Source organism: Poritiphilus flavus, from assembly GCF_009901585.1.
GTDB classification, from domain to species: domain Bacteria; phylum Bacteroidota; class Bacteroidia; order Flavobacteriales; family Flavobacteriaceae; genus Poritiphilus; species Poritiphilus flavus.
Genome location: NZ_WXYO01000008.1, coordinates 259,573 through 283,372, shown reverse-complemented (window position 1 = coordinate 283,372; position 23,800 = coordinate 259,573). Strand labels below are relative to the sequence as shown.

Genomic DNA, 23,800 nt, shown 5'->3' with positions numbered 1-23,800 from the left:
GCTATTTACCCAATTCCAGCTTTTCTGCGAAATAATCACAAAAATCCTTCATGGTGGCCGTCATTTTTTCATCCTGGGTAGCCTTCATAAAGGTATCAGTGAGCGAAACCAACGTTTGATGAAAAAACACCTTCATTTCGTCCACAGGCATATCCTTGGTCCAAAGATCTATTTTCAGGGACTCTTGATTCTTGCTATCCCAGACAGACAGCAACATGGCTTTGGCCTCTTCATTGGTCACTCCACCATCCTGAGCAGACCAGCTCAATTCTTCGGGGACCCTGTTCTCATCAAGACCTACCCTTAAGACGATCTCTGAAGTATGTAATACCGACATTATCTATTTTTTTGGTTTATAGTTTGCTCTCTTAAAAATTTCTTCCTCTGGTAAAGCGAGTATTTGTTTAAGCTCCAGCTCATTCTTATCCGCGAAAGCCCGTACGATCTGCCATCCCATATAGCGCCCCAGCCTGCCCGGAGATTCGTTATCCAGTTCTAAGCGGAACTTGGAAAAAGGGGCCGGATCCAGAAATCGGGGGCCCAGTTTGAGATCTGTACTGTAAAGTAGCTCCTTCTCGATAAAATAGCGCCAGATCTGCTCTTCATTTTCCCTGGCCCACTCCAATTGTTCCGGAGTATAGCCTATACGCTGCGCCTCAGTGGCACCCGGCAGTAATTTGTCCTTTAGGTAAAGTTCTTTACCGTAGTAAATCATACGTGCCAGGAAACTGCGGTCCGATGGATATCTCACTACGGATTTAGCAAAGGCTGAGGCCAGATCACTGGTAAGGTATTGCTTGTCCATACCGGCAGCGATATAGCGGTCGATACCGCGGTAAAACCCGTGTTCACTTCCGAGATAATTGTCAAGCCCTATTAACAAAAGCGTATCCGCCAGAATAATTCTGGCTTCATAATCTACATTATTGATCAGGGTGATCACCTTAGGCGTAGTAGACTGTGGAAAGTAATACTTACTGTGTTTGAAGAATTGGCTAAGCAGATCTTTTTCTTGCTCAAAATCCTCAAACAACTTCTCCGATTCCTGAAACAGTTGTAGGTGAAGGGTGTCTTCCATCTTGGCTAGCCAGACGCTGTCGGGTCCCGGGAACAAATAGGGATACCTCGCTTTCAGTTTTGGAAATTCCTCAGGTTCAGCCCTGGAAAACTCCTGATCAAAGCGCAGTACTTCCAGATCGATCTCAATTCCCGCAATTTCGGACACGGTTTTATCTTCTTCCCTGCAAGCGGCAAAAACCATTAAAAAAACTATCCCGAAAAAGCCCGTCAGGTAGCGGTAAAGTAATTTATCCACTATTTTATTATTACGTTCCTACACCTTATTTTTACGGGGGCAAAGTTAGTAGTTTTCAATCTAATAGAGAGGCTATATGAATACAGAAAAAGTAACAGACTACATAGTAACCTGGCTTAAGGATTATGCCACCAGGGCCGGCATGGAAGGATTTGTGATCGGGGTTTCCGGAGGTATTGATTCTGCCGTAACCTCCACGCTCTGTGCGAAAACCGGTTTGAAACTGCTATGTGTTGAAATGCCCATTCACCAGGGTGCCAATCAGGTCTCCAGGGCAGCGGATCACATCGCCTGGTTACAGGAAAACTATAAGAATGTAGACAGGATACCTGTTAACCTTACTCCTGTTTTCGACAATCTGGTAGCAGCATTGCCCGCTGTGGAGAATGAAGAAGAACGCTTCATGTCTCTTGCCAATACCCGGGCACGTCTGCGGATGACCACATTGTATTATTTTGCAGCACTGAAGAAATACCTTGTAGCCGGTACGGGAAATAAGGTTGAGGATTTTGGCATTGGGTTTTACACCAAGTACGGGGACGGAGGGGTGGACCTCAGTCCGATAGCCGACCTCTTGAAAACTGAGGTCTATGAAGTTGGAAAATTCGTCGGTGTTAGTGATGCGATTATCCAGGCTCCACCCACTGATGGGCTTTGGGGAGACCACAGGACAGACGAAGATCAAATAGGGGCTTCATATCCGGAACTGGAGTGGGCAATGCGTATGAATGACTTGGGAAAAACAGCAGAAGATTTTAGCGGGAGAGAACAGGAAGTTTTTGTTATATTTAAAAAATATAATACCGCAAACCAACATAAGATGATTCCTATTCCAGTTTGCGAGATACCTGAAGAGCTAAAATAACCTCTTAACTAAAAATCAGGTATTTAAGTCGAATAAAGTCATAAAAATTCGTGTTAATTAAGAAAAAAAGTACATTTTTGTTTCTGAAATTAGATAATTTAACCCTACATTGCATGTCAGTATTTTTGGACGCGTTAGGCGTTAAAAGTCTAGAAAAAAAACCACAATGATCAAAGTACTAATTGCAGACAACCATCCAATTGTGAGAATGGGAATAAAGCAGGTGCTCAATTCTGCTTCGGATTTTGAAGTAATTGAGGATGTTTCCACTACTTCAGAGCTATTCGAAAAATTGGAAAAAGTTACCCCGGACGTTGTAATGTTGGAGATGGATATTCCAGAAATCAACGGTATTGCAACCTTAAGAAAGATCAAACAAGAGTTTCCCGACATTAAGGTATTGATCTACAGCGGACAATCTGAAGACGTTTATGCGCTGAGCACAATAAGAGCTGGAGCTTTCGGATATCTTTCTAAAACCGCAGACCTGGATTATATCATCAGTGCTGTGCGAAAGGTAAGCGAGGGAAACATGTTCATCACCAACGAGTTGGCACAACGCCTTGCTTTTGATGAAGGAACACAGAAACCGAGAAGATTCTTTAGAAAACTCTCTACAAGAGAGGTTGAAGTATTGAAATTGTTAGCCAGCGGAAAGCGAAACAAAGACGTGGCACTGGGACTGAATTTGAACGAGAAAACGGTAAGTACGTATAAAGCCCGTTTGATGAAAAAACTCAATGTGGACAACCTGGTAGACCTGTTACAGCAGGCCAAAGCCCTGGAGTTGTACTAAATAGTTCTAAACACATGAAATACAGAGCCCTGGCAGATAGCCGGGGCTTTTCTTTTGCCTTGAGCTTAAGACAATACCCGGTTGAGTTTTTTGTTTAAAAGTGTATTCAGTTGGAGGTAATTCATGATCTCTTCCAGGGTCTCCCGGTGGTCTTCAGAGGAACCTTCCGTATTTTGCTGAAGTGAGTGTATCCTTTTCTTAATGAGGTAACATCGCAGCGTAAGTATGGTTTCACTTACGAGTTGCGAAACCCCTGCTTGTTTTTCCTTTGGGTAAATATCCTTTCGCTCCCATTGGTGCAAGGTATATCTTTCCTCCTCCATTAAAATTGAAGATACTTCCTCTACCAGTTCCCTGTCCAGATCGGTTAGAAAAGTATTGATGGAAAAATCCTCGTTCTCACTTAAACTGGAGATCAATAAATAATAGATCGTTCTGAATTTTTCATGGGTGAGTTCGATCTCATCTTCCTGCAGGTCCAGGAAGATCTTTTCGTAGACCTTAGCAGCCATACTTTCTGGCTCCAGAACCAGGTCTCCTGCCTCGTTCTCGCGGAGTAGCAAATCCTCAAACTCTTCCTCTTCATTGCCGTAAAGCAGGAGGACCTCTATGATCTTTCGTTCCAGTTCGTACTGCAGGTCTATTTTTTCCTGAACAGGTTCCGATTTCACCACCTCAAAGGCCTTCTGAGCTTCTCTGGCCTTTTTTCCAGCATCAGACAATGCTTTTTGCCCGATCTGAGCCAGCGTATTGAATAAGACCTGTTCAGAGATATTCATGATTTGGGCACACTCCTGGATATAAACTTCCCGTTTTATAGTATCCGGTATTTTGGAGATACTGTTGACGATATCCCGAATGGTGTCCGCTCTTTTTATAGGGTCATTAGCAGATTCCTCCGCCAGCAGAGAGGCTTTGAATTGGATGAAATCCTTGGAGTTCTCCTGTAGATAATGCTGTAGTTCTTCCAGGCTGTTATTTTTGGCGAAACTATCCGGATCTTCTCCTTCAGGGAAGGTACATATCTTCACATTCATTCCCTGCTCAAGAATGAGATCCACTCCGCGCAAAGAGGCTCTAAGCCCTGCGGCGTCCCCATCAAAAAGGACGGTTATGTTCTTCGTAAGTCGGTTTATCAGGCGGATCTGCTCCGGGGTAAGTGCTGTACCACTGGACGACACCACATTTTGGATCCCGCGTTGATAAAACTGGATTACATCCGTATACCCTTCCACCAAAAAGCAATTGTCTTCTTTGGCAATGGCCTTCTTCGCAAAATAGATCCCATATAGGACCTTGCTCTTGTGATAGATCTCACTTTCCGGGGAATTCAGATATTTTGCAGCCTTTTTGTTGTTTCCCAAAATACGACCTCCAAAGCCAAGTACCCTGCCACTCATAGAATGTATGGGGAACATAACCCTGCCTTTAAAGCGATCGAACTTTCGGTTACTCTCTCCTTCAGCGGCCCCTTCCTTAATGATGGTTAGCCCGGTTTTCTCCAGATAATTCAATTGGTAGCCTGCTTCAAGTGCAGCCTTGGTAAAATCATCCCAGTGATCGAGGCAGTAACCCAAACCAAAAGACCGGATCGTCTCCTCCTCAAATCCCCGTTCTTTAAAATAGGACAGGCCGATCGCCTTCCCCAATTCCGATTCCCACAGATTATGCTGAAAATGGTCTCTGGCAAATTCAGAGACCAGGTACATGCTTTCCCGCTCATTGGCTTCCTGCTTTTGCTCATCTGTACGCTGGGTCTCCTCTACCTCAATATTGTACTTTTTAGCCAGGTACTTGATAGCTTCCGGATAGGTAAAGTGTTCGTGTTCCATAAGAAAGGCCACTACATTACCTCCTTTACCACTACTAAAATCCTTCCATATTTGTTTTACCGGGGAAACCATAAAACTGGGAGTGCGTTCGTCCGTAAACGGACTCAGCCCCTTGAAGTTCGCTCCTGATTTCTTTAACTGCACAAAATCCCCGATCACCTCCTCAAGGCGGGCAGTTTCATATACTTGGTCTATAGTGCTCTTTGAAATCAAAATTGAAGCTTCTGTAGCAGGTAAAAATAAGAAAACCAATGCGTTTTAAAAAGTGAAGATCCGGAGTGGATTCCTCCTAAATCCTTAAATTTATGATCGGTTTTGAAACCCTTATTTCTATGATACTTTTCTTTGGCACAAGGCCCGGAAAGCAAAGAACAAGAATCCTTACACAAAGTATCTGCCCCTTCTGTGAACAAAAGGGCAGTTTACAGGCAACCGAGGTCCCGAATTATTTCCACCTGTTCTGGATCCCACTGTTTCGCGTCCAAACCAGTCGATTTGCCTCCTGTTCGCATTGCAAACGAACATACTATAAAGAAGAATTCACAGCAGAAATGGAACAGGAATTCGCGAACTTCCAGTGATCCAATCACAATATAAAAAGCCACCCCGCGATATGAAGGAGTGGCTTTCTGGAAGAAGTGATTGGTTACAGATCGAACCGAAGGCCCAGTGATATATTTCGTTGTTCCGGTGCTGCCCCATCCTTAAAGATGGTATTCAGGTCGTATTTAGCGTAGAGTAAGATCCCTTCAACCCCAACATAGGCACTAAGCCCGTAAATAAAGTCGTTGGTATTAAAAGCCCCCTTCACCTTGTCTTTTATCCTGTCACCATCAAGACGGTATTTTAGTTTTTGCCTGGTTCCCAGGTTGAACCCGGCATATCCTCCCAGGCCCAGTCTGAACTGTCTTCTCAGGGAGTATCTGATCTTGTCTTCGCTTTCAATAAATCTGGAAGGGCCAAATTCCAGGTGGAGGGGGAAAACCAGGTTATCCATCCTCAATTTGGATTTTTGCAGTTCGGCGATTTCAAAATCCTGAAGGCTGGTCTGCCCACCTTCAGAAACAAAATACATATTGTCTTTGGGCTTAAGTCCGTTAAACTGAAAGCTAAAACCGTAGTTGATGCGCATAAAGTTGGTATTTCGAAAAACCCTTGTTCTCCAGGCCCAACCCAGTTCAAAAAAGCGGCTTCCGCCCACTTTATAGGGAGTATCGTCCAGGGATTGCCCTTCTATAATAGCGTTATTCAGACCCACGGCCACCACCAGGTCCGAATAGGTGCGGCGGTCGTATTTAGCCCTTCTGTAACGGGACTCAAAAGGATCCCAACTCCTCTCATTAATGGTAATTCTGGCGCGCCTATCCTCCTCATCGATGTCAAAACGATCCCGGTTGTCCTTTAGCACATCCCCCTTATTGCGTTCCAACAAGGCAATCCGGTTATCCAGTATGGCCAGACGATCTTCGATATTCAGAGCCCTTTTCCTTGCAGCCTCCTCCTTAAGCCTGTCTGCTCTGACCAAACTGATCTCACCCGCCTCCAGTCGTTCGTTTATCTCCTCTATTTCCTTTTTAAGAGCCTCTTTTTCCTGAAGCATCACTCGCTCCTTTTGCTCTTTAAGCCTGGCAATTTCCCTTTCATAGTCTTGCTGGGCCGTTGCGTTTTGCGCAAGAAGTGTAAGCAAAATCAGTACTATGAACCTACTTAATGTTCTCATATTGGTGTTTTTGATTTTCCACCATCCCGGTAAACTGTTCCGGAATGTTGGCTGATTGATGAATAAAACTCTCCTGTTCTTCACGATCTAATGAAGAATTATATATGCTTTTCCCGATGTGTTGGATTAGTTGTTACGGTCAGCAACAGCTGTGCGTACCTTTATAAAACCTGTTTTTAATTTTTCAAATATCCGGTCCCTGAAGGTTTGATCCAGTTCCGCCTCCACTTCATTCAAGAGGGCTACGGCATCCACGCTATTGTCTTTCCTAAAGATCCTTTCCTTTAATAGCTCTTCCTGCGCTTTTCGCAGAAGGGAATCCACCTCGGCATCGCTGACTGTACCGTCGTTCTGTTCCAGGAGGGCCACCTGGGAAACCACTTCGGCTACCTTAGATGCGATTACGCTGTCCTCCTCGTCCAGCAGGGAAATATCTGTTCCTAATTCAACCGGAGTTTCGGTTTCCACTACCGTTGCTATTTGCTGATTATCATCCAAAATTTCATCCTCTTCATGCAATTCCCCGGTTAAGACCTGATTCTCTTCTGAAGGCTCTTCAGTTTCGGCCAGTACAACCGGATTGGTTTCAGCTGTCTTTGGCGGAATATCCTGAGGTGCTTTGGCTTCAGCCGGCGCCTCCTCATTCAGAGGAGTATTAACGATCTCCTCGGTTCCAACCGCCATCTCCGGCTTATTTAGCAGCACCATTGAACCGATAATCAACCCGATCAGGACGGCCGCAGCGGCATACCATGGTTTAAAGCGCTTTGGCGATTTTTTCTGATGATCTATACGTCCGGCCACTTCAGTCCACGCCCGATCAGACGGCCTGATCTCCCTGGACCCTAACTTCTCCCTGGCTAACTTTTCCAACTCATTCAATTCCATGCTTCAATTTTTAGACTATACTTTTATCGCCGCTCTGTCATTCAGTAGGTGGCTATGCTTTGTTCGATATATTTCTCGCTTCCCTCATCTCCAGTGCCCTTAATTTATCCCTCAGCATCCTCCTGGCCTTGAAAAGCTGGGACTTGGATGTATTTTCAGATATAGAGAGCATTTCCGCAATTTCCGCATGTTTATACCCTTCCACTGAATAAAGGACAAAGACCATCTTATAACCCTCAGGTAAGCCGTCAATCAGGTATTGCATATGGTTCTCATCCAAAGGCTCTCCTGTCGGAGTTGTTTCCATATGGTTCTTTTCAAAGACCTCATCGTCATAGACCACGAATTGCCTTTTGCGCAAATGAGAAATACATTCCCGTATCATGATCCTTCTTATCCATCCCTCAAAACTGCCTTCGTGCTTAAATCCTTCCAGGTGCCTAAAGACTTTTACGAATCCTTCTATCATAACATCCTCAGCAAATTGAAGATCCTTGATATACTGACGGCAAACACCTAACATTTTGGGTGCAAAAGAGTCGTATAACCATTTTTGGGCCTCCCGGTTTCCGGAAATTGCCCTTTTGATCAGCACTTTCTCATTCTTGTAAAACGGAATGATCTTCAACGGATTGATTTTTTTCATTTGGTCTCTACTAAAAAGACGAGCTAATACTGAAAATAGTTGCCCGGACCCCGGATTTTTTCTAAAGCCCGATAAGGTAATCGCTATTTCTTGCGGTCTACGACGTAATTCACCATCAATTTAAGTGAATCCTTATAGGCCGAAGGGGGGTAGGTATCTAATAAGGATAGTGCAGACTCCTTGAATTCGTGCATTTTCTTCTCGGCATAGGTAAGACCTCCCTTTTGTTTAACGAAAGTGATCACCTCTTTTACCCTCTTTTTGTCCTTATTGTGGTTTTTGACCGAGTTAATGAGCCATTTTTTCTCTTTTTTGTCCGCCTGGTTGAGCGCGTAGATAAGCGGGAGGGTCATTTTTTGTTCCTTGATGTCAATTCCCGTAGGCTTGCCTATCTTTTCTTCTCCGTAATCAAATAGATCGTCTTTGATTTGGAAGGCCATCCCACAGAGTTCACCAAATTTTCGAAATTTTTCCACCTCCGGGGAATCCGGCTTAACGGAACATGCCCCAATACTACAGCAGGCAGCGATAAGCGTGGCCGTCTTCTGCCTTATGATGTCGTAGTAGACATCCTCGGTAATATCCAACCTCCGGGCTTTTTCTATCTGTAACAATTCCCCCTCGCTGATCTCCCGCATGGCCACTGAGATAATTCGCAAAAGGTCAAAATCCCCGTTGTCTACTGAAAGTAGCATGCCTCTGGCCAGTAAAAAATCCCCTACCAGAACGGCTATTTTGTTTTTCCACAAGGCGTTGATGGAAAAGAATCCCCGTCTTTTGTTGCTGTCGTCCACAACATCGTCATGCACCAGACTGGCGGTATGGATGAGCTCAATAACCGAGGCCCCTCTATAGGTGCGCTCATTCACTTCGCCCTTATTGAGTAGTTTGGCGGTAAGAAAAACAAACATCGGACGCATTTGTTTTCCTTTCCTGTTGACAATGTAATAGGTGATCCTATTCAGCAGGGCAACTTTAGAAGACATGGACTCGTAGAACTTTTCTTCAAAAAGTTCCATCTCCTTATCTATAGGCTCTCTTATTTGAGCAGCGACTTTCAATCAGGTTAGTTTTTCGAAACGTTAATCTGGTCCGGTAAAATTAGGGAAAATAAAGAGGTTAATTTAGGATTTATTGGCCAATTGTCCGCAAGCGGCATCAATATCTTTACCGCGGGATCTTCGTACCGTAACAATAATTCCGTGAGCCTCCAGAGAACTAACATATTGATCTATGGCTTTGTCTGCCGCCTGCCGGAAGTCTCCGTCCTCTTCTATGGGATTGTACTCGATCAGGTTCACTTTGGAAGGCGCGAATTTGCAAAACTCCAGCAGGGCGTCAATATCAGCCTGGCTATCATTTATGCCTTCCCAAACCACATATTCATAGGTGATCCTGCTTTTGGTTTTCTGATACCAGTAGATAAGCGCTTCCCTCAGGGATTTAAGGTCGAAGGTAGCATTGAAAGGCATTATGGAAGTACGTATCTCGTCTATGGCCGAGTGCAGAGAAACGGCCAGTTTGAATTTCACCTCATCATCTGCCAGTTTTCGGATCATTTTCGGGACTCCGGAGGTAGAGACGGTTATCCTTTTGGGGGACATTCCCAGTCCTTCTTTTGAGGTTATTTTGTCTATGGCCTTCAGGACATTATTGTAGTTCATAAGCGGCTCCCCCATCCCCATAAAAACGATATTACTTAGGGGGCGGTCAAAATACAGTCTGCTTTCCCTGTCAATAGCCACCACCTGATCGTAGATCTCATCCGGATTCAAATTTCGCATCCGCTTCAACCGGGCTGTGGCACAGAACTTACAATCCAGGCTACAACCCACCTGGCTGGAAACGCAGGCGGTGGTCCGGGTCTCCGTGGGGATCAGTACGGATTCTACCACCAGGCCATCGTGTAAACGTACCGCGTTCTTTATAGTGCCGTCCTGGCTTCTTTGCATTTGGTCAACCTCTATGTGATTGATCACAAAATTCGCTTCCAGCATTTGCCGGGTAGCCTTGGAAATATTGGTCATGGAATCAAAAGAATGCGCAGACTTACGCCAGAGCCATTCGTAAACCTGGTTTCCTCGAAAGGCCTGCTCTCCCTGATCCTCAAAAAAATCACGGAGTTGTTGCTTGCTCAGCGCTCTGATGTCTTTTTTCTTTTTTTCCATATTAAAGACAAAAATCCTGCCGCACTTTAGTAGATCATGTGGACAGGATTTTCAATATTATGTACAACTTGCCGCTTACAGGATGAGCATAGCATCGCCATAAGAATAGAAGCGATATCCTTCCAGAATAGCCTCCTTATAAGCCCTTTTCATAAGATCGTGCCCCATAAAGGCAGAAACCATCATCAAAAGCGTAGATTTCGGCAAATGAAAATTTGTAACCATGGCATTGGCTATGCTGAAGTCATAGGGAGGAAAAATGAACTTATTCGTCCACCCGTCAAAAGTATTCAGCATATGTTCCGAAGAAACCGCGCTTTCCAGGCCTCTCATTGCGGTAGTCCCTACAGCACAAACCTTGCGCTTGTTCCTTTTCGCATTGTTTACCACCTCAATGGCCCTTTCTTCGATCACCAGCTCCTCACTGTCCATTTTGTGTTTGGAAAGGTCTTCAACTTCCACAGGGTTGAAAGTACCCAATCCAACGTGTAAGGTGAGCTCGGCAAAGTCAATTCCTTTGATCTCCAATCGCTTCAGAAGATGTTTAGAGAAATGCAGGCCTGCGGTAGGGGCGGCAACCGCACCTTCGTGCTTCGCGTAGATCGTTTGGTAACGGTCTTCGTCCTCTGGCTCCACGTCCCTTTTAATGTACTTGGGAAGCGGCGTCTCTCCAAGCTCTCTCAGTTTTCTTCTAAAGTCTGTGTAAGACCCGTCGTAGAGAAAACGCAATGTTCTTCCCCTGGAAGTGGTATTGTCTATCACCTCAGCAACCAGGCTCTCATCATCTCCAAAGTACAGCTTATTTCCAATACGAATCTTCCTCGCAGGATCTACCAGTACGTCCCACAATCTTTGTTCTTCGTTCAATTCGCGCAGTAGGAATACTTCAATCCTGGCTCCGGTTTTTTCTTTGTTACCGTAAAGCCTTGCCGGAAACACCTTGGTGTTGTTCAGGACCATAACATCCCCTTCATCAAAATACTCGATAAGGTCTTTGAACATACGGTGTTCAATTTTACCGGTCTCCCGGTGAATCACCATTAGTTTGGATTCATCTCTGTTCTCAGCCGGGTACTCAGCCAGAAGATCTTTAGGTAACTCAAAATTGAAGTGCGATAATTTCATCTATGTGTTTACTTTTTGGATTTGTGATCTGTGGCTTGCCATTTGCGCAAAGACTTTTCCGCCTTAATGCTTTCAGATCCGGATTTTTGCGGCTGCAAATATACAATCCCGAGATAGGGGTTGTCAAGTAAATGGGGTAATAATTGAGCTTAAACCTCCTTTATCTGAAAAGCCAGCCGGTCCAGGTCCTTCCAAAAGTCGGGATAAGACTTGGAGACTACTTCTGCATCATCGATGATCAAGTCCGTACGAAGGGCCAACGGAGCAAAGGCCATAGCCATTCTATGATCGTTATAGGTCGCTATGCTCACTGCTTTATTTATGCTTGTCGCGGCTTCCAGCCTAAGGCTTTTGTCCGTAACAGAGATATCTGCACCTAGTTTGCCCAACTCATTTTTCAGGGCCTCCAGCCTGTCCGTTTCCTTTATCTTCAGGGTGTGTAATCCGCTAAGATGGCAGGGAAGTCCAAGGCCAAAGCAAGTTACCACCAGGGTCTGCGCCAGGTCAGGCGCATTGCTAAGATCCAGGTCGATTTTGGAAGGCAGCGGCCTCGAAGTCTTTGTTAATACTATACTATTTTCCTGAAATTGGGTGTCTACTCCAAGTGCTTTGTAGAGATCCGCCAGTATACTGTCTCCCTGCAAACTGTGTTCCCGGTAAGCTGAAAGCCTGATGGTGGAACCGGCTTCACTTAGCGCCAGGATACTGTAGAAATAGGAAGCGGAACTCCAGTCAGATTCAACGACCAGTGTTCTTGGAGAAACGGTATCAAGCGGGGCGACCTTAATGATATTTCCTTCGAAAGAATGCCCGACCCCAATTTGTTCAAGCAGGCCAAGGGTCATTTTGATATAGGGTATTGAAGTTATGGTTCCGATCAATTCCAGTTCCAATCCCCTTTCCAGGCGCGGAGCTACCAATAGTAAGGCAGAAATATACTGACTGCTGATATTGGCCGGCAAACTCACCTTACCCCCATACAAGCGTTTTCCCTTGATCTTGATCGGAGGGCATCCTGAAGTCTTCAAATAGCTGATATCTGCTCCCAGATCTTTAAGGGCTTCAACCAGGACCTCTATGGGACGTTCCTGCATACGTTTGGATCCGGTGAGCACTACTTCTTTCCCTTGCTGGGAGGCAAAATATGCGGTTAGAAAACGCATGGCTGTACCGGCATGGTGGATATCCACTTCTCCGCTTGAGATCCCAAGTCCCTTTTTCATCACCCTGGCGTCATCCGAATTGGAGCAATTATCGATACTCAGATCAGGATAAAGCGCCTGGAGAAGCAACAGGCGATTGGATTCGCTTTTCGAGCCGGTAATTTCAATATCGGATTTTAAAACCTTTTCAGCTGGTCCGGAGAGATACAAGTTCAAAATACCTGGGTTTAAAAAAGAAAGCCCAAATATAGTACTATTTGAGCTTTTTGTTGTTTTGATGGCGCTGATGATCCCGTTGGGTTTTGAGGGCCAATTTATGATCAAAAGCCTTCTGTAGGTCTATCCCTGTCTGATTGGCCAAACACAAGACCACAAAGACCACATCAGCAAGTTCTTCACCCAGGTCTTTTCGCTTATCAGAATCCTTTTCGCTTTGCTCTCCATACCTCCTGGCAATGATCCGGGCTACCTCCCCTACCTCTTCAGTAAGCTGAGCCATATTGGTAAGCTCATTAAAATAGCGTACGCCATGCGCCTTTATCCAATCATCTACCGCCTGCTGAGCGTTCTGTATGTTCATTTTCAGACGTTTTGGACAAAACTACCTTTTCTGATTCTTTTTCCACTATTTTACTGAACAATTCTTTCACCACCGCATAACTTTCAGCAGGTATCAGGGCTTCATTGATCTTGAGATCCGCCATAACCTGTATCTTATTCCCTTTTTGAGCCAGACGGTACACAAAACTACCTGCATTTTCCGGCAAGCTCATTTTTATGCTTTCAGGTAGAAAATCCACCTCATATCCCTGTGGTATAGTGATCGTAAACATACAATTGTCCCTCCATGGATAGGCAAAGTCTATAGGAAACTTCCGGTCTTCCAGTTTGAACGGATTCTCTGTCATAGTGTGGAAGAACAAGGGAGAAAAATAGATCTTATCTCCTGTAACGGCCAATTGATCTTCCATATAGAAGCTGAAGTCTTCCGTGATTGGTTTCCCAATGGTGTTCCTGTTCTTAATGGTATAATCAGACACCTCAATCCCACCATGCTTATTCTCAAACTTTTCCAGGTAATCTTCCTCGCTTACCTTGTTGTATATGTTTCGGAAGTTATAGGCTCGGTATTCCGTATAGGACTTACGCATTTTACCTTCTATGGTACCATCCAGATTTAATTGTATATCGGCCATATTCCCTTCTCTGGAAAGCGATCTGGGACGTACCCCTACAGAAACATGTGTGCCATCTTTTTTGATTACCCTACCCATCCAGTTAAGCGCTCTTATTGGCAGCAAATTGGGTTTGGTGTATTTGTTGGAGGCGTCGAGAAAGAGCATGGACTCGCCCAACTCAAGGGCAACCACCACGTAGTTGAACCCTTCCCGGGTTGGGAAAAGCGGTATGCCATTGTCTCGGGTACTGATGAGTACAGGGTTGGCTTCCAGACCGGCCTCCCTTAGCATTGCGGCCAGCATCAGGTTAATATCTGCCGTATTCCCTGATTTTTCCTTATAGGCTTCTTTCACCCCGTTATAGGTGTAATGACTATTGAGGCCATTCCAACTCATACGCTGTTGTACATGATGGAAAATCGCGGCTGCCAGATCCGCATCGCCCTGAACGTTTGCCATGATCTGTGCCAGATCGTCCCTGAAGTATTTGGAAAGAGCCAATTGTTTTCCAAAATAATCACTCTTGTAGATCTTTTCGACCACTTTTTCCCAGGTAGTGCTGTAACTCTCTCTGATGGAATTTGGAAACTGGACATATTGCAGTTCGTAGTTAACCGCCGCCCGGTAATTGTCCATATCATTCACATAGGGCTCTTCCTTTAGTGCCGGAACATCCTCCATCAGAAATTGAGTGGTATTGAGAGTGTAGTCAATAGCTTCATTGCTAAAATTGGTCCTGGCATGCATTCTGTTACCCGTTCTCGTTTTTGATGTATAGTTTATCTTGGCATTACTCTTGGAGTATTTGGGCATTACACCCAGGTATCCCTTAAAATTCGGTTTAAAAGAAAAGTATTCCGGAATGGCTATGGAAACGTCCTGATACTTTACCGGGATATCCAGTTGCAGAGCTATCTCATCCACACTATACCAAAAAGGTGAATCCAGACGGTATTGGTACTCAATAACACAGCCTTCCTTTACATTAGGCATGGTGAATTTCTCCTGGTCGTAATATTTATTGACAGAACTGGTAAAGCTTTCGGAACTCTTTAATTTGGTCTTTACAATTTCTCCTTCCTCCAGGGTATAGGTATAACCCTTTAGTCCTTGCAACGCCTCCCTGGTACTACCATCGTGATAGAGCGCTTCGCTTATTGTGGCATAGTCAAACCCGTTCTTATTGTAGATCTTGATCCGCTCATGAACATGGGTCACCAGGTGAAATCCGTCATTTTGGATATAGTTGAATTTGTGGCTTATATTCCTGAAGAGGACCACAGCCGAAGCCGAGGAGTCCTTTTCGTAAAAGGCTTCTGAGAGTTCCGCTTTGGAAACCTTTCCGAATTTCACTTCCTGCGCCAGGCTTAGGGAAGCGGTAAAAATGCATAGGAGCAACAATAGGTTTTTCATAAGTGTTTTGTTTATTGGTTTGGTGATTTGTGGTTATGTTTTGGAACGTATGAGAACGATCTTGGCATTGTCGTTGGCAGCTACCTGCTTGCGAAAAGCGCGATAAGCCTTGTATTTTTCTTTGGAGTAATCCCCTTGCTTAATAAACAGGCTACGCTTGTACAATATGGTTCCGGACTCCTCTTCATGGATCAATTCGGTGAGATAATGTCCGAATTCGGTCTCCACCTTAACCGGAGAGGGCATCGCCTCAATACTGTAGCCTTCAGGCAGAACGATTTCAAACTCGTCCTCGTCCATATACCCCCTTTGTATCTCAAACGGAAGTTTGCGGGTCCTGTGACGGTTTGGCACATAATCATTGCGGTTAAAGGCATTTGGAGTAAAGAGTATTCTCTCCCCGCTGTTAGAAGCGTAATTCTCAGCTATAAGCGTCACGTTTTCCTCAAATAACACACTGTCCTGGTCGTTCTTGAAGCTGTAGCTTTCCAGCTTCAGATTGTTGATATTCCCCCAGTATTCCTTGTAGTGTTTATCGATTTCTTCCGGGGTGTCGTCTTCGATCTTAAAGTGGTTGTCATACTGTGTTCCCCTGGTCTGTATACTTACCTCAGCCTGAATTCCGCCCTGCGCGTTCAAACTAAGGCGGGCCCTGGTATGTTGATGGTTCTCTTTGTTAAGATAGGACACGGTTTTCACGATCTCACCACCGTCCGGTTTCACAACAAGAACCTTCCTGTCGTCCGTAAAATCCCCCACAAAGCCAAAAGGATGTACCTGGGAAGTACAATCTACCCAATAATACATATCATTATAAGGAATGGCGAGAATAGCATGATTACCCTGCACCAGGTCCGCGAAATCCTCTTCAAAATCCACTTTGTCCGGACCGGCCTGCACGTGTACGTAATAAGCATCCACTCCTACTACAGAAAGCAGGGCTTTAGCGTAATTAGACAGCCCTTTGCAATCTCCGTATTTTACGCGGTCTACCTCCATAGCGCTAATGGGCTTGAATCCGCCTATTCCGATCTGAACGCTGATATACCTGGTGTTCTCCTGAACGTAATCATAAACAATCTTAGCCTTTTCCAGGGGGTCTGTAACTCCCTTCATCAGGCCTCGGATCTCAGTTTTGGTATGTTCCGGAAGTTCTGTCTGTTCCTTTAGGAGATGGTTATGTATCCACACTCCAAGATCATCCCAGCTATCAATGGCTGCATCATAGCCTTTAAAATGAAATTTGGGTAAGCGGATAGCCACTTTAGGGGCGATCTTGCGAAAGGAGGGGCTTAGACTTTCTTTTTTTACAGCAGGGATATTTCTGGCGGTAAAGCTGGTAATCCCAGGAGTTTCAGTCCTGGTTACCTCAATTCCCTCAAGGTGATGCTCTTTTACGATGGGTTTTAGTGATTCATTCCCATAGGAAACGCTATAAATACTCTTCTCTACACTGGCCGTATATCCCGGTAAAAAGTACCAGGAAGGAAACAATCCGGTATCCGAAGTTTCCACTTCGTAGGAGAATTCCAGGGTATAAGGGTATTGAACCGGGGTATAGTTGTAATAGAGTCGCCGGTCGTCCACATAAAGTGAAAATCCGTCAACAGCGCTAACATCCTGGAAGTCCTTTCTTTTGATCCGTTCCAGTTCCTTTCCATTGCTGTCATACACGTATGCCTCAATACTCTTAACTTTCCTTTCCTTGTCATAATGCACACTCATGTTCGCATGCTTATTGCCCAATTCGTTCAGGACGGTCACGACCTGTTTAAAAGTGGAGCGCATATCACGACTGGAATTGAGATGGATCTTCATTTCGTCCAGACGATATACCGCATTAGCATTCTTGAGAAGTTCCGGACTTATAGCGCTAATACGATAATCCGCTTCCTGACCGAAAGAAATCAGGCTACAGAAAAGCAGTAGGTAGATGTAGAAGGGACGCATTCAGTTTGTTTGGTTCGAAAATCAACGCAACAAAGCTGTGTTAATTCCTACAATATTATTCAAAAAAATCGATAAAAGGTGCTATTCCTTCTTTTTGGTATCTATACAAATCGTCACGGGGCCGTCATTGAGCAAAGCAACTTTCATATCCGCCCCAAAGATCCCTGTTCCTACTTTTTTGCCCAGGTCCTGCTCCATCTGACCCACGAAAACTTCGTAAAGCGGTATGGCGATATCTGGTTTCGCCGCTTTAATATAAGATGGCCGGTTGCCTTTTTTTGTTGAAGCGTGAAGGGTAAACTGACTCACAACTATGGCCTCTCCATCAATATCCAGAAGCGAACGGTTCATAACCCCCTCGCTGTCGTTAAATATCCTCAGGTTGACTATTTTCCTGGATAACCAGCTTATGTCTTCGTTGTTATCGGCCTCCTCTATCCCCAGTAGTACAAGAAGGCCCATTCCGATCTCTGAGATCCTTTTCCCCTCAACGGTTACACTGGCTTCTGATACCCTCTGGATGACAGCCCTCATGATTCCGCATAATTATCTATCCGGTAGCTGTCCTCTTCGTTCGTGATCATTTGCAGATAACTGCGGTACCTGCTCCAGCTTACCTCGTCCTCCTCCAGGGCCTGTTTAACGGCGCACTTTGGTTCGTCCAGATGAAGGCAATTATTGAATTTACACCCCTCCTTAAGGCGGAACAGTTCGGGGAAGTAGTCTCCGATCTCGTCCTTGTCCATATCCACTATCCCAAAACCCTTGATCCCTGGTGTATCTATGATCCTGCCACCAAAACTCAGGTCGTACATCTCGGCAAATGTGGTGGTATGTTGCCCTTGTAGGTGTTGTTCGGAGATCTCTTCGGTCTTTAGGTTGAGCTGGGGCTCCAGAAAGTTGATCAGCGTAGATTTTCCGACTCCCGAATGCCCGGAAAACATACTGGTCTTTCCCTCCATCAATTGCTGTACCTGATCCACGTTTTTCCCGGTCTTTGCCGAGATCCCTATACAGGTATACCCGATCTTCCTGTAAAGGTCTGCAAGATATTTCGCCTCAAGCATTTCCTCTTCGTCATAGGTATCCACTTTGTTGAACAACAATACGGCTGGAATATCGTAGGCCTCAGAAGTAACCAGGAAACGGTCAATGAAGATGGTATAGGTCTTAGGGTTATTAAGGGTGATCAATAAAAATACCTGGTCTATATTGGCAGCGATAATATGGGTTTGCTTCGATAGTTTGACGGATTTTCGTATGATATAATTCTTCCTGTCTTCAATTTCATTTATTATCCCTATGGTTTCATCCCCTATGGTCTCAGTGTCAAAACGCACAACATCCCCAACGGCAATGGGGTTTGTACTTTTAATACCCTGAATGCGGAATTTGCCCTTAATTCTGCAGGTAAATTGCTGGCCATCGTCTGTCCTGACGATATATTGACTTCCGGTAGACTTGTAAACCGTTCCCTGCATTAATTTTTCTTGTTTTCTTCACAAAGAAACAACAATCCGCTAAGCTATCCGTTATATTTGCCAAAGACAATGAACTATTTAAATTTCCAACTAAAATTTCCATTATGAAAAAAATCCTTTTTATCGCGTTCCTTGCCCTGGCTGCAACCTTAGACGCTAACGCTCAACAGTTTAAAGTAATCACCAGTGTGGAGTCCATTGTACCTAACGGTCTGGGTAGATCCAGGATCGTCAATGCTTTGGAAGACAAAGATTACAAAGAATACACCAGCGTGCAGACCGAGGACGACAACACTCGTAACAAATCGAACCGAAAAGAGATCCGGGTAAAGAATTTTGAAGAAACCAAGTTATTGAACTTCTTTAATATTGGTGGAATTCGCTTTCAGAACATCGCGGCAAACGATGCCCTTATCACTTCTATGATCAACTCTATGATTGCGGACGGATGGGAATTGGCTTTTGTTACCAGTGCAGTTGAAAGTGCAGGCGGAAAAGGAGATAATCAGGGTATTTTTATCACCCGTTACATCTTTAAGAAATAGAATAAAGATCTGAATACAAAAAAACCCCTGAAATTCAGGGGTTTTTTATTGCCTTTTAAGGGCTTAGAAGTCCTTTATAAATATTCTGCCACCGGCAAAGGTATTCTTATTTATCTGAGAGGGATTTCCATAGACGTAAACATCACCTCCGGCCCTGATATTGATATCTACCTTCTCTGAGGCATAGAGTTCCGCCTCGCCCCCAGCGGATATTTTAATACTGCTGGCCTGGGTCTTGAGTTCCCTGCCTTCGAAAATTCCACCGGTGTTCAGTACTATGAATTGGTTGGTGGCCAGTCCGGAAGTCTCAATGATGCCTCCGGTAACCGCCCGTACATCCAAGTTCTCTACATCCAGGCCTGCTTTGATCATAGCACCTTCCTGGGTACGCAGTTCTATTCGGTTCTGTTCGATGAGTTCATTACAAACGATCTTGGCCCCTTCATTGCCATCAATGATATCCAGATCGGTATAGTAAACCTCAATAAAGGTATCCTCACCCATAAATCTTTTGTCCAGATGCATTCGTAATTTCAGCGTCCCATTCTTATTGACAAAACGAATGTCATCCACGTTTTCCCCTTTGATCAGTATACGATTCTCGTCAGACTTGATCAGATTCACTTCGATCAGGTCAAAAACCTTTATCTCATTAAATTGGCCCACGTCTTTATCGATGATACGTTGGGAAAAAGTAGTAAATCCGGCAAGGAGGAAAAGGAGTGTAAATATTTTTTTCATTTCTTTTTGATTTAGTGTTTTTCTAAAAGATGCATACGCTACGGATTTGTTACAATTTCATGCATTTTTTTTGCCAAAAAATCCAATAAAATGAGCCTCTGCCTAAAACATGCTCCGTTCCGCACCGCAAGAGTCCGGCCGTAAAGCCAGATCAGTTGGGGGATAGCCAGAATTATTTCTTTTCGAACTTTAGATTTTTTACTCTCCCGGCGGCCAGTGTAAAACCCGCTGGTTTTCCATCCGGGGCGGAGGTGAATTGAAAGGTGCCGTAATCGTCATTTGTGAACAGGTTTGCCACTATGGGTTTCAGGAGTGACTTTTTATTGTCATTGATATAAAGGATCAGGGAATCGTTCTCAAGTTCAAGAGAATAGAAGATGTCGAGTTCTTTGCTGAAATATCTCCCCTCATAGCCGGAAAGCGCTTCATTAGTATAATTTACTGGTTGATACGCGTTAAAGTTCGACGGATCTCCGTCATTTACAGTAACCTGCATTGTGCGTTTCTCTTTGTCATCAAATCTAATAATTACATCAGCGCTTACGTTGATCATCTTAAATTCCTTCTCACTAAGCGGCATCAATGCACTTTCACTATTCGCATTGCGGTAATATCTCAGGGTATCATTCTTTACGTAGATCCTTCTGGTGTAGGCATCGCTTTCATTCCAATAGTCCCCGGTGTATTTTCCGAGCTTTTCGAGGCTTAGTTTGATGAAGGTATCCTTGTTATTGCTCTTTTTTGACTCACTGGCATTGGTAGCCGCCTTCATAAAACTGTCTTTGAGCATAACATCTGCCACCTGGTTCGCCATTTCCCATGGACTGGCATCAGCCCTGTTGGCAAAAATCGCTATGGACAGACGCTGATCAGGGAAGCGCAATAATTCTGCCCTGAACCCTACAAACGCTCCGCCGTGCCTAATGGTCTTTAAACCCTTATATTCTTCAATGTCCAAGCCGGAGGCATAGCTTATTACTTCGCCGTCATTGAGAACACCCTGTTGAGTCATCATATCCCAAAATTCCTTGCTTAATACGGTTGAATTGTAATACGCATCATCCCATTTTTTGATATCCTGAATACTGGTAAAAATTCCTCCATCACCGATCATGTTTAGGGTGGTCATGCTTATTCTGTAGCTACCTTCGCCAGTCGGAGCATATCCGAATGCCCTGTTCCTGACGATTTGCTTATGATCATTATGAAAATGGGTGCTGTTCATGTTGAGAGGCTCAAAGATCTGCTCCCTGGCAAAATCAGCCATATTTTTCCCGGAGACCTTTTCTACAATCTGGCCCAACAGCCAATACCCGGAATTGCTGTATAAGTATTCCTCTCCCGGATCAAAGTTCAGATCGGTCTGATTGATCAGCCATTGCATAATTTCCGCATCCTCGTAATAATCATCCCCTCTCAACCCCTTTAAATAGGACAACGCCAGGTAATCTCTAATCCCACTGGTGTGATTGAGTAAGTGTCTTATCGTAATTTTGCTGGCATAATCGGGAAAATCCGGATACAGATCCTTTAGGTTGTCTTCCAGACTGAGCTTTCCCTGTTCCGCGAGCAGGACGATGCAAGCCGCGGTAAACTGTTTTGAGGTGGAACCTATTCTAAATACCGTTTTGCCGGAGTTGGGAATGCCGTATTCCATATTTGCCAGGCCATAGCCTTTGGAATAGATCAGGGAACCCTCTTTGATGATTCCCAGGGAACAACCCGGCACCTCTGGGCTATCCCATTGGGAAAAAATACTGTCGATTGCCTGACTTTCAGTTATCTGGCCAAAGGACAAGCTGGAAATAGCAATAAGTACCAATAGAAGAAGCGTCTTTTTCATAGATTGAGTTTAAGTATTAGTGATGCAGGAGGTACGGCACCTCGCTCTCAGCATGGAACTGACCTGATATAAAACGCCACACCCGAAAATCCAAAAAGGCCTTTCGGGTGTAGTAATAATGTTAGCTATCACATCTGCCCATCTTAAGCTCCTAAAGATAGGCAAAGTCATGCACTTATGAATTGATAATCTTCTCCTGGTGGTTGATGGATTCCTGGTGAATCGCCTTGAACATACGCAGCACGAATTCTTCGCTCAGTCCCCTGGATTCGCCCTCGAGGATCATCTTCCCAAGGATAGAATTCCAGCGGTTGGTCTGAAGTACTGCAACGTTTCGCTGCTTCTTGATCTCACCGATGCTATCGGAGATCTTCATACGCTTGCCCAGGGTTTCAATTAGTTGGTTGTCAATGATGTCTATCTGTGCCCGAAGATTGCTCAATTGGCTCTTGAATTCCGCTTCCGTGTCCGTTTCTTTCCTTATCCTTAGATCTTCCATAATCTGTACCAATCTTTTAGGGGTTACTTGTTGTGCCGCATCGCTCCAGGCATTGTCCGGATCGCAATGGGTTTCAATCATCAGACCGTCAAAATTCAGGTCTAACGCGGTCTGGGAGACATCCAGGATCATATCGCGCTTCCCGGTAATATGAGATGGGTCGTTGATCAGGGGAAGGTCCGGGAACCTGGTCTGCAATTCTATGGCCAGTTGCCACTCCGGAATATTCCGGTATTTGGTCTTCTCATAGGTGGAAAAGCCTCTGTGGATCACTCCCAGTTTCTTAATGTTTGCAGAATGCAGGCGCTCCACCGCACCAAGCCAAAGCGAAAGGTCCGGATTTACGGGGTTCTTTACCAGCACTATTTTATCGGTTCCCTTAAGGGCATCCGCAATATCCTGAACTATAAAAGGGCTTACCGTAGAGCGGGCTCCGATCCACAACATGTCTATATCGTGCTCCAGGGCCAGGTCTACATGCGTTTTATTGGCTACCTCGATCGCCGTCTTCAGCCCTGTTTCCTCCTTTACTTTTTGCAGCCATTTTAGTCCTATGGCGCCTACCCCTTCAAAGTTACCAGGTCTGGTCCTTGGCTTCCAGATGCCAGCGCGATAGTAGTTCACGTCGGTGTCTTTCAGTTCATGGGCTATTTGCAATACCTGGTCCTCAGTTTCAGCACTGCAGGGCCCGGCAATGACCAAAGGATGCGGTAAATTCATATCGTCTAACCAGGTCCTTAATGCTTTTGAATTCTCCATTTCTTGTTCTAGTTTTTGTTCTGTGGTACAATACCTTTTAAGATCTCTTTTATTTTGTTCGTGTTATTCATTTCTCCGTAGATACCCTCGTAATCATCCTGCAACAGTTTCTGTTTGAATTCCTCCAGGTTCCGGATGTACTCCTCAAGTGTTTCCAATACGTTTTCCTTATTCTGTTCAAAAATAGGGGTCCACATATCGGGTGAGCTTTTGGCCAGGCGCACAGTACTTTCAAAACCACTGCCGGCCATATCGAAAATATCCCTTTCGTTCTTTTCCTTTTCTATGACCGTCTTGCCCAGCATAAAAGAACTGATATGGGAAAGGTGGGAAACATAGGCAATGTGCTTGTCATGCGCCTCAGGATTCATATACCGAATACGCATTCCCAGCTTTTTAAAGAGCTCAAGCCCCCTTTCCTGTAATTTAAAGGCGGTCTTTTCTACTTCACAGATGATATTTGTTTTCCCCTGGTACAGTTCATCGATTGCTGCAGTCGGGCCGGAAAACTCCGTACCGGCTATGGGGTGGCAGGCCATAAAATTCCTTCTTTTGGGATGATCTGATAGCGTGTTGCAGATTAATGCTTTGGTAGAACCCGCGTCTATTACCAGGGTGTCGTCCCCTACCTTATCCAGGATCTTTGGCAATTCCCTTACGGAAGCATCTACAGGGATACTTACCAGCACAACATCGGCTTCTGAAAGCTGATCATAGCTTGCTTCCTCATCCACCAGTCCCAGTCGCAGGGCTTCGTTCATATGGGCAGGGTTGTCGTCCAGGCCGTAAATCCTGACATCTTCCTGAAACCTCCGGATATCCCTTGCCAGGGAACCTCCAATCAATCCTATACCGATTACAAATACATCCATA

General features: G+C 44.8%; 23 protein-coding genes. 4 read left to right on the top strand and 19 right to left on the bottom strand.

The window, feature by feature from the left end; all coding sequences use genetic code 11:
• Window position 1: 1 nt before the first annotated feature.
• Window positions 2-337 (bottom strand): gliding motility protein GldC, encoded by a 336-nt coding sequence (gene gldC / locus GTQ38_RS18440; protein ID WP_161437035.1) that lies wholly within the window; start codon window positions 335-337, stop codon window positions 2-4.
• Window positions 338-340: 3 nt separating this feature from the next.
• Window positions 341-1,261 carry a gliding motility lipoprotein GldB gene (gene gldB / locus GTQ38_RS18435; protein WP_161437186.1) on the bottom strand — a complete coding sequence of 307 codons (921 nt, stop codon included), beginning with the start codon at window positions 1,259-1,261 and terminating at the stop codon, window positions 341-343.
• Between the two features lie 130 nt (window positions 1,262-1,391).
• On the opposite strand from gldB, the gene nadE reads away from it, so the two are divergent.
• Window positions 1,392-2,180, top strand: a complete 789-nt coding sequence (nadE, locus tag GTQ38_RS18430; RefSeq protein WP_161437034.1) for an NAD(+) synthase — start codon at window positions 1,392-1,394, stop codon at window positions 2,178-2,180.
• A 166-nt stretch (window positions 2,181-2,346) separates the two neighbouring features.
• The gene (locus GTQ38_RS18425) at window positions 2,347-2,976 is read left to right on the top strand and encodes a response regulator (RefSeq protein ID WP_161437033.1); all 630 of its coding nucleotides are present in this window, start codon (window positions 2,347-2,349) and stop codon (window positions 2,974-2,976) included.
• Between the two features lie 65 nt (window positions 2,977-3,041).
• On the opposite strand, the gene dnaG is transcribed toward GTQ38_RS18425, so the two are convergent.
• Window positions 3,042-5,021, bottom strand: coding sequence for a DNA primase (dnaG, locus tag GTQ38_RS18420; protein WP_161437032.1), 1,980 nt, complete (start codon window positions 5,019-5,021; stop codon window positions 3,042-3,044).
• Between the two features lie 92 nt (window positions 5,022-5,113).
• Here dnaG and GTQ38_RS18415 point away from each other — a divergent pair, with 92 nt between their 5' ends.
• A complete protein-coding gene (locus tag GTQ38_RS18415) occupies window positions 5,114-5,389 on the top strand; it encodes a zinc-ribbon domain-containing protein (RefSeq protein ID WP_317169088.1) in 276 nt (91 codons plus the stop codon).
• A 65-nt stretch (window positions 5,390-5,454) separates the two neighbouring features.
• Here the strand turns inward: GTQ38_RS18415 and GTQ38_RS18410 are convergent, their stop codons facing one another.
• The 12 genes from GTQ38_RS18410 to rsgA form a co-directional block, all read right to left on the bottom strand.
• Window positions 5,455-6,528, bottom strand: a complete 1,074-nt coding sequence (locus GTQ38_RS18410) for a porin family protein (protein ID WP_161437031.1) — start codon at window positions 6,526-6,528, stop codon at window positions 5,455-5,457.
• Between the two features lie 126 nt (window positions 6,529-6,654).
• Complete coding sequence (locus GTQ38_RS18405) at window positions 6,655-7,416, bottom strand: hypothetical protein (RefSeq protein ID WP_161437030.1); 762 nt, start codon at window positions 7,414-7,416, stop codon at window positions 6,655-6,657.
• 52 nt (window positions 7,417-7,468) lie between these two features.
• Window positions 7,469-8,044 (bottom strand): RNA polymerase sigma factor, encoded by a 576-nt coding sequence (locus GTQ38_RS18400; RefSeq protein WP_161437184.1) that lies wholly within the window; start codon window positions 8,042-8,044, stop codon window positions 7,469-7,471.
• 101 nt (window positions 8,045-8,145) lie between these two features.
• Complete coding sequence (locus tag GTQ38_RS18395) at window positions 8,146-9,123, bottom strand: polyprenyl synthetase family protein (RefSeq protein ID WP_161437029.1); 978 nt, start codon at window positions 9,121-9,123, stop codon at window positions 8,146-8,148.
• A gap of 63 nt (window positions 9,124-9,186) precedes the next feature.
• Window positions 9,187-10,230: a 23S rRNA (adenine(2503)-C(2))-methyltransferase RlmN gene (rlmN, locus tag GTQ38_RS18390; protein ID WP_161437028.1), complete on the bottom strand. Its 1,044-nt coding sequence runs from the start codon at window positions 10,228-10,230 to the stop codon at window positions 9,187-9,189.
• A gap of 75 nt (window positions 10,231-10,305) precedes the next feature.
• Window positions 10,306-11,355, bottom strand: coding sequence for a tRNA preQ1(34) S-adenosylmethionine ribosyltransferase-isomerase QueA (queA, locus tag GTQ38_RS18385; protein ID WP_161437027.1), 1,050 nt, complete (start codon window positions 11,353-11,355; stop codon window positions 10,306-10,308).
• 149 nt (window positions 11,356-11,504) lie between these two features.
• Complete coding sequence (locus GTQ38_RS18380; RefSeq protein WP_161437026.1) at window positions 11,505-12,734, bottom strand: 3-phosphoshikimate 1-carboxyvinyltransferase; 1,230 nt, start codon at window positions 12,732-12,734, stop codon at window positions 11,505-11,507.
• A 37-nt stretch (window positions 12,735-12,771) separates the two neighbouring features.
• Entirely contained in the window at window positions 12,772-13,098 is a 327-nt protein-coding gene (locus GTQ38_RS18375) for a nucleotide pyrophosphohydrolase (protein ID WP_161437025.1), read from the bottom strand.
• Window positions 13,064-15,109, bottom strand: a complete 2,046-nt coding sequence (locus GTQ38_RS18370) for a DUF3857 domain-containing protein (protein WP_161437024.1) — start codon at window positions 15,107-15,109, stop codon at window positions 13,064-13,066. The genes GTQ38_RS18375 and GTQ38_RS18370 overlap by 35 nt, the downstream gene beginning before the upstream one ends.
• 33 nt (window positions 15,110-15,142) lie before the next feature.
• A complete protein-coding gene (locus GTQ38_RS18365; RefSeq protein ID WP_161437023.1) occupies window positions 15,143-17,059 on the bottom strand; it encodes a DUF3857 domain-containing transglutaminase family protein in 1,917 nt (638 codons plus the stop codon).
• A gap of 81 nt (window positions 17,060-17,140) precedes the next feature.
• On the bottom strand, window positions 17,141-17,593 hold the full coding sequence (gene dtd / locus GTQ38_RS18360; protein ID WP_161437022.1) for a D-aminoacyl-tRNA deacylase: 453 nt from the start codon (window positions 17,591-17,593) through the stop codon (window positions 17,141-17,143).
• Complete coding sequence (gene rsgA, locus GTQ38_RS18355; RefSeq protein ID WP_161437021.1) at window positions 17,590-18,540, bottom strand: ribosome small subunit-dependent GTPase A; 951 nt, start codon at window positions 18,538-18,540, stop codon at window positions 17,590-17,592. Before rsgA ends, dtd begins: the two co-directional genes overlap by 4 nt.
• Before the next feature lie 104 nt (window positions 18,541-18,644).
• Here rsgA and GTQ38_RS18350 point away from each other — a divergent pair, with 104 nt between their 5' ends.
• Complete coding sequence (locus tag GTQ38_RS18350; RefSeq protein WP_161437020.1) at window positions 18,645-19,085, top strand: hypothetical protein; 441 nt, start codon at window positions 18,645-18,647, stop codon at window positions 19,083-19,085.
• A 63-nt stretch (window positions 19,086-19,148) separates the two neighbouring features.
• Here the strand turns inward: GTQ38_RS18350 and GTQ38_RS18345 are convergent, their stop codons facing one another.
• The 4 genes from GTQ38_RS18345 to GTQ38_RS18330 all read right to left on the bottom strand — a co-directional run bounded on the left by GTQ38_RS18345 (window position 19,149) and on the right by GTQ38_RS18330 (window position 23,799).
• Window positions 19,149-19,826: a head GIN domain-containing protein gene (locus GTQ38_RS18345; RefSeq protein WP_161437019.1), complete on the bottom strand. Its 678-nt coding sequence runs from the start codon at window positions 19,824-19,826 to the stop codon at window positions 19,149-19,151.
• A 172-nt stretch (window positions 19,827-19,998) separates the two neighbouring features.
• Window positions 19,999-21,669: a serine hydrolase domain-containing protein gene (locus GTQ38_RS18340; RefSeq protein WP_161437018.1), complete on the bottom strand. Its 1,671-nt coding sequence runs from the start codon at window positions 21,667-21,669 to the stop codon at window positions 19,999-20,001.
• Between the two features lie 175 nt (window positions 21,670-21,844).
• Entirely contained in the window at window positions 21,845-22,927 is a 1,083-nt protein-coding gene (locus GTQ38_RS18335) for a bifunctional 3-deoxy-7-phosphoheptulonate synthase/chorismate mutase type II (protein WP_161437017.1), read from the bottom strand.
• Between the two features lie 8 nt (window positions 22,928-22,935).
• A complete protein-coding gene (locus tag GTQ38_RS18330) occupies window positions 22,936-23,799 on the bottom strand; it encodes a prephenate dehydrogenase (RefSeq protein ID WP_161437016.1) in 864 nt (287 codons plus the stop codon).
• Window position 23,800: the final 1 nt, after the last annotated feature.

What these genes read in the sequence shown, in the direction of transcription:
- GTQ38_RS18350 (WP_161437020.1), top strand. Translation starts at nt 18,645, where the DNA reads ATGAAAAAAATCCTTTTTATCGCGTTCCTTGCCCTGGCTGCAACCTTA.
- GTQ38_RS18425 (WP_161437033.1), top strand. Translation starts at nt 2,347, where the DNA reads ATGATCAAAGTACTAATTGCAGACAACCATCCAATTGTGAGAATGGGA.
- GTQ38_RS18415 (WP_317169088.1), top strand. Translation starts at nt 5,114, where the DNA reads ATGATCGGTTTTGAAACCCTTATTTCTATGATACTTTTCTTTGGCACA.
- rsgA (WP_161437021.1), bottom strand. Translation starts at nt 18,540, where the DNA reads ATGCAGGGAACGGTTTACAAGTCTACCGGAAGTCAATATATCGTCAGG.
- GTQ38_RS18335 (WP_161437017.1), bottom strand. Translation starts at nt 22,927, where the DNA reads ATGGAGAATTCAAAAGCATTAAGGACCTGGTTAGACGATATGAATTTA.
- GTQ38_RS18330 (WP_161437016.1), bottom strand. Translation starts at nt 23,799, where the DNA reads ATGGATGTATTTGTAATCGGTATAGGATTGATTGGAGGTTCCCTGGCA.
- dtd (WP_161437022.1), bottom strand. Translation starts at nt 17,593, where the DNA reads ATGAGGGCTGTCATCCAGAGGGTATCAGAAGCCAGTGTAACCGTTGAG.
- queA (WP_161437027.1), bottom strand. Translation starts at nt 11,355, where the DNA reads ATGAAATTATCGCACTTCAATTTTGAGTTACCTAAAGATCTTCTGGCT.
- GTQ38_RS18345 (WP_161437019.1), bottom strand. Translation starts at nt 19,826, where the DNA reads ATGAAAAAAATATTTACACTCCTTTTCCTCCTTGCCGGATTTACTACT.
- GTQ38_RS18340 (WP_161437018.1), bottom strand. Translation starts at nt 21,669, where the DNA reads ATGAAAAAGACGCTTCTTCTATTGGTACTTATTGCTATTTCCAGCTTG.
- GTQ38_RS18370 (WP_161437024.1), bottom strand. Translation starts at nt 15,109, where the DNA reads ATGAAAAACCTATTGTTGCTCCTATGCATTTTTACCGCTTCCCTAAGC.
- rlmN (WP_161437028.1), bottom strand. Translation starts at nt 10,230, where the DNA reads ATGGAAAAAAAGAAAAAAGACATCAGAGCGCTGAGCAAGCAACAACTC.
- gldB (WP_161437186.1), bottom strand. Translation starts at nt 1,261, where the DNA reads ATGGTTTTTGCCGCTTGCAGGGAAGAAGATAAAACCGTGTCCGAAATT.
- gldC (WP_161437035.1), bottom strand. Translation starts at nt 337, where the DNA reads ATGTCGGTATTACATACTTCAGAGATCGTCTTAAGGGTAGGTCTTGAT.
- GTQ38_RS18375 (WP_161437025.1), bottom strand. Translation starts at nt 13,098, where the DNA reads ATGAACATACAGAACGCTCAGCAGGCGGTAGATGATTGGATAAAGGCG.
- GTQ38_RS18405 (WP_161437030.1), bottom strand. Translation starts at nt 7,416, where the DNA reads ATGGAATTGAATGAGTTGGAAAAGTTAGCCAGGGAGAAGTTAGGGTCC.
- GTQ38_RS18365 (WP_161437023.1), bottom strand. Translation starts at nt 17,059, where the DNA reads ATGCGTCCCTTCTACATCTACCTACTGCTTTTCTGTAGCCTGATTTCT.
- nadE (WP_161437034.1), top strand. Translation starts at nt 1,392, where the DNA reads ATGAATACAGAAAAAGTAACAGACTACATAGTAACCTGGCTTAAGGAT.
- GTQ38_RS18410 (WP_161437031.1), bottom strand. Translation starts at nt 6,528, where the DNA reads ATGAGAACATTAAGTAGGTTCATAGTACTGATTTTGCTTACACTTCTT.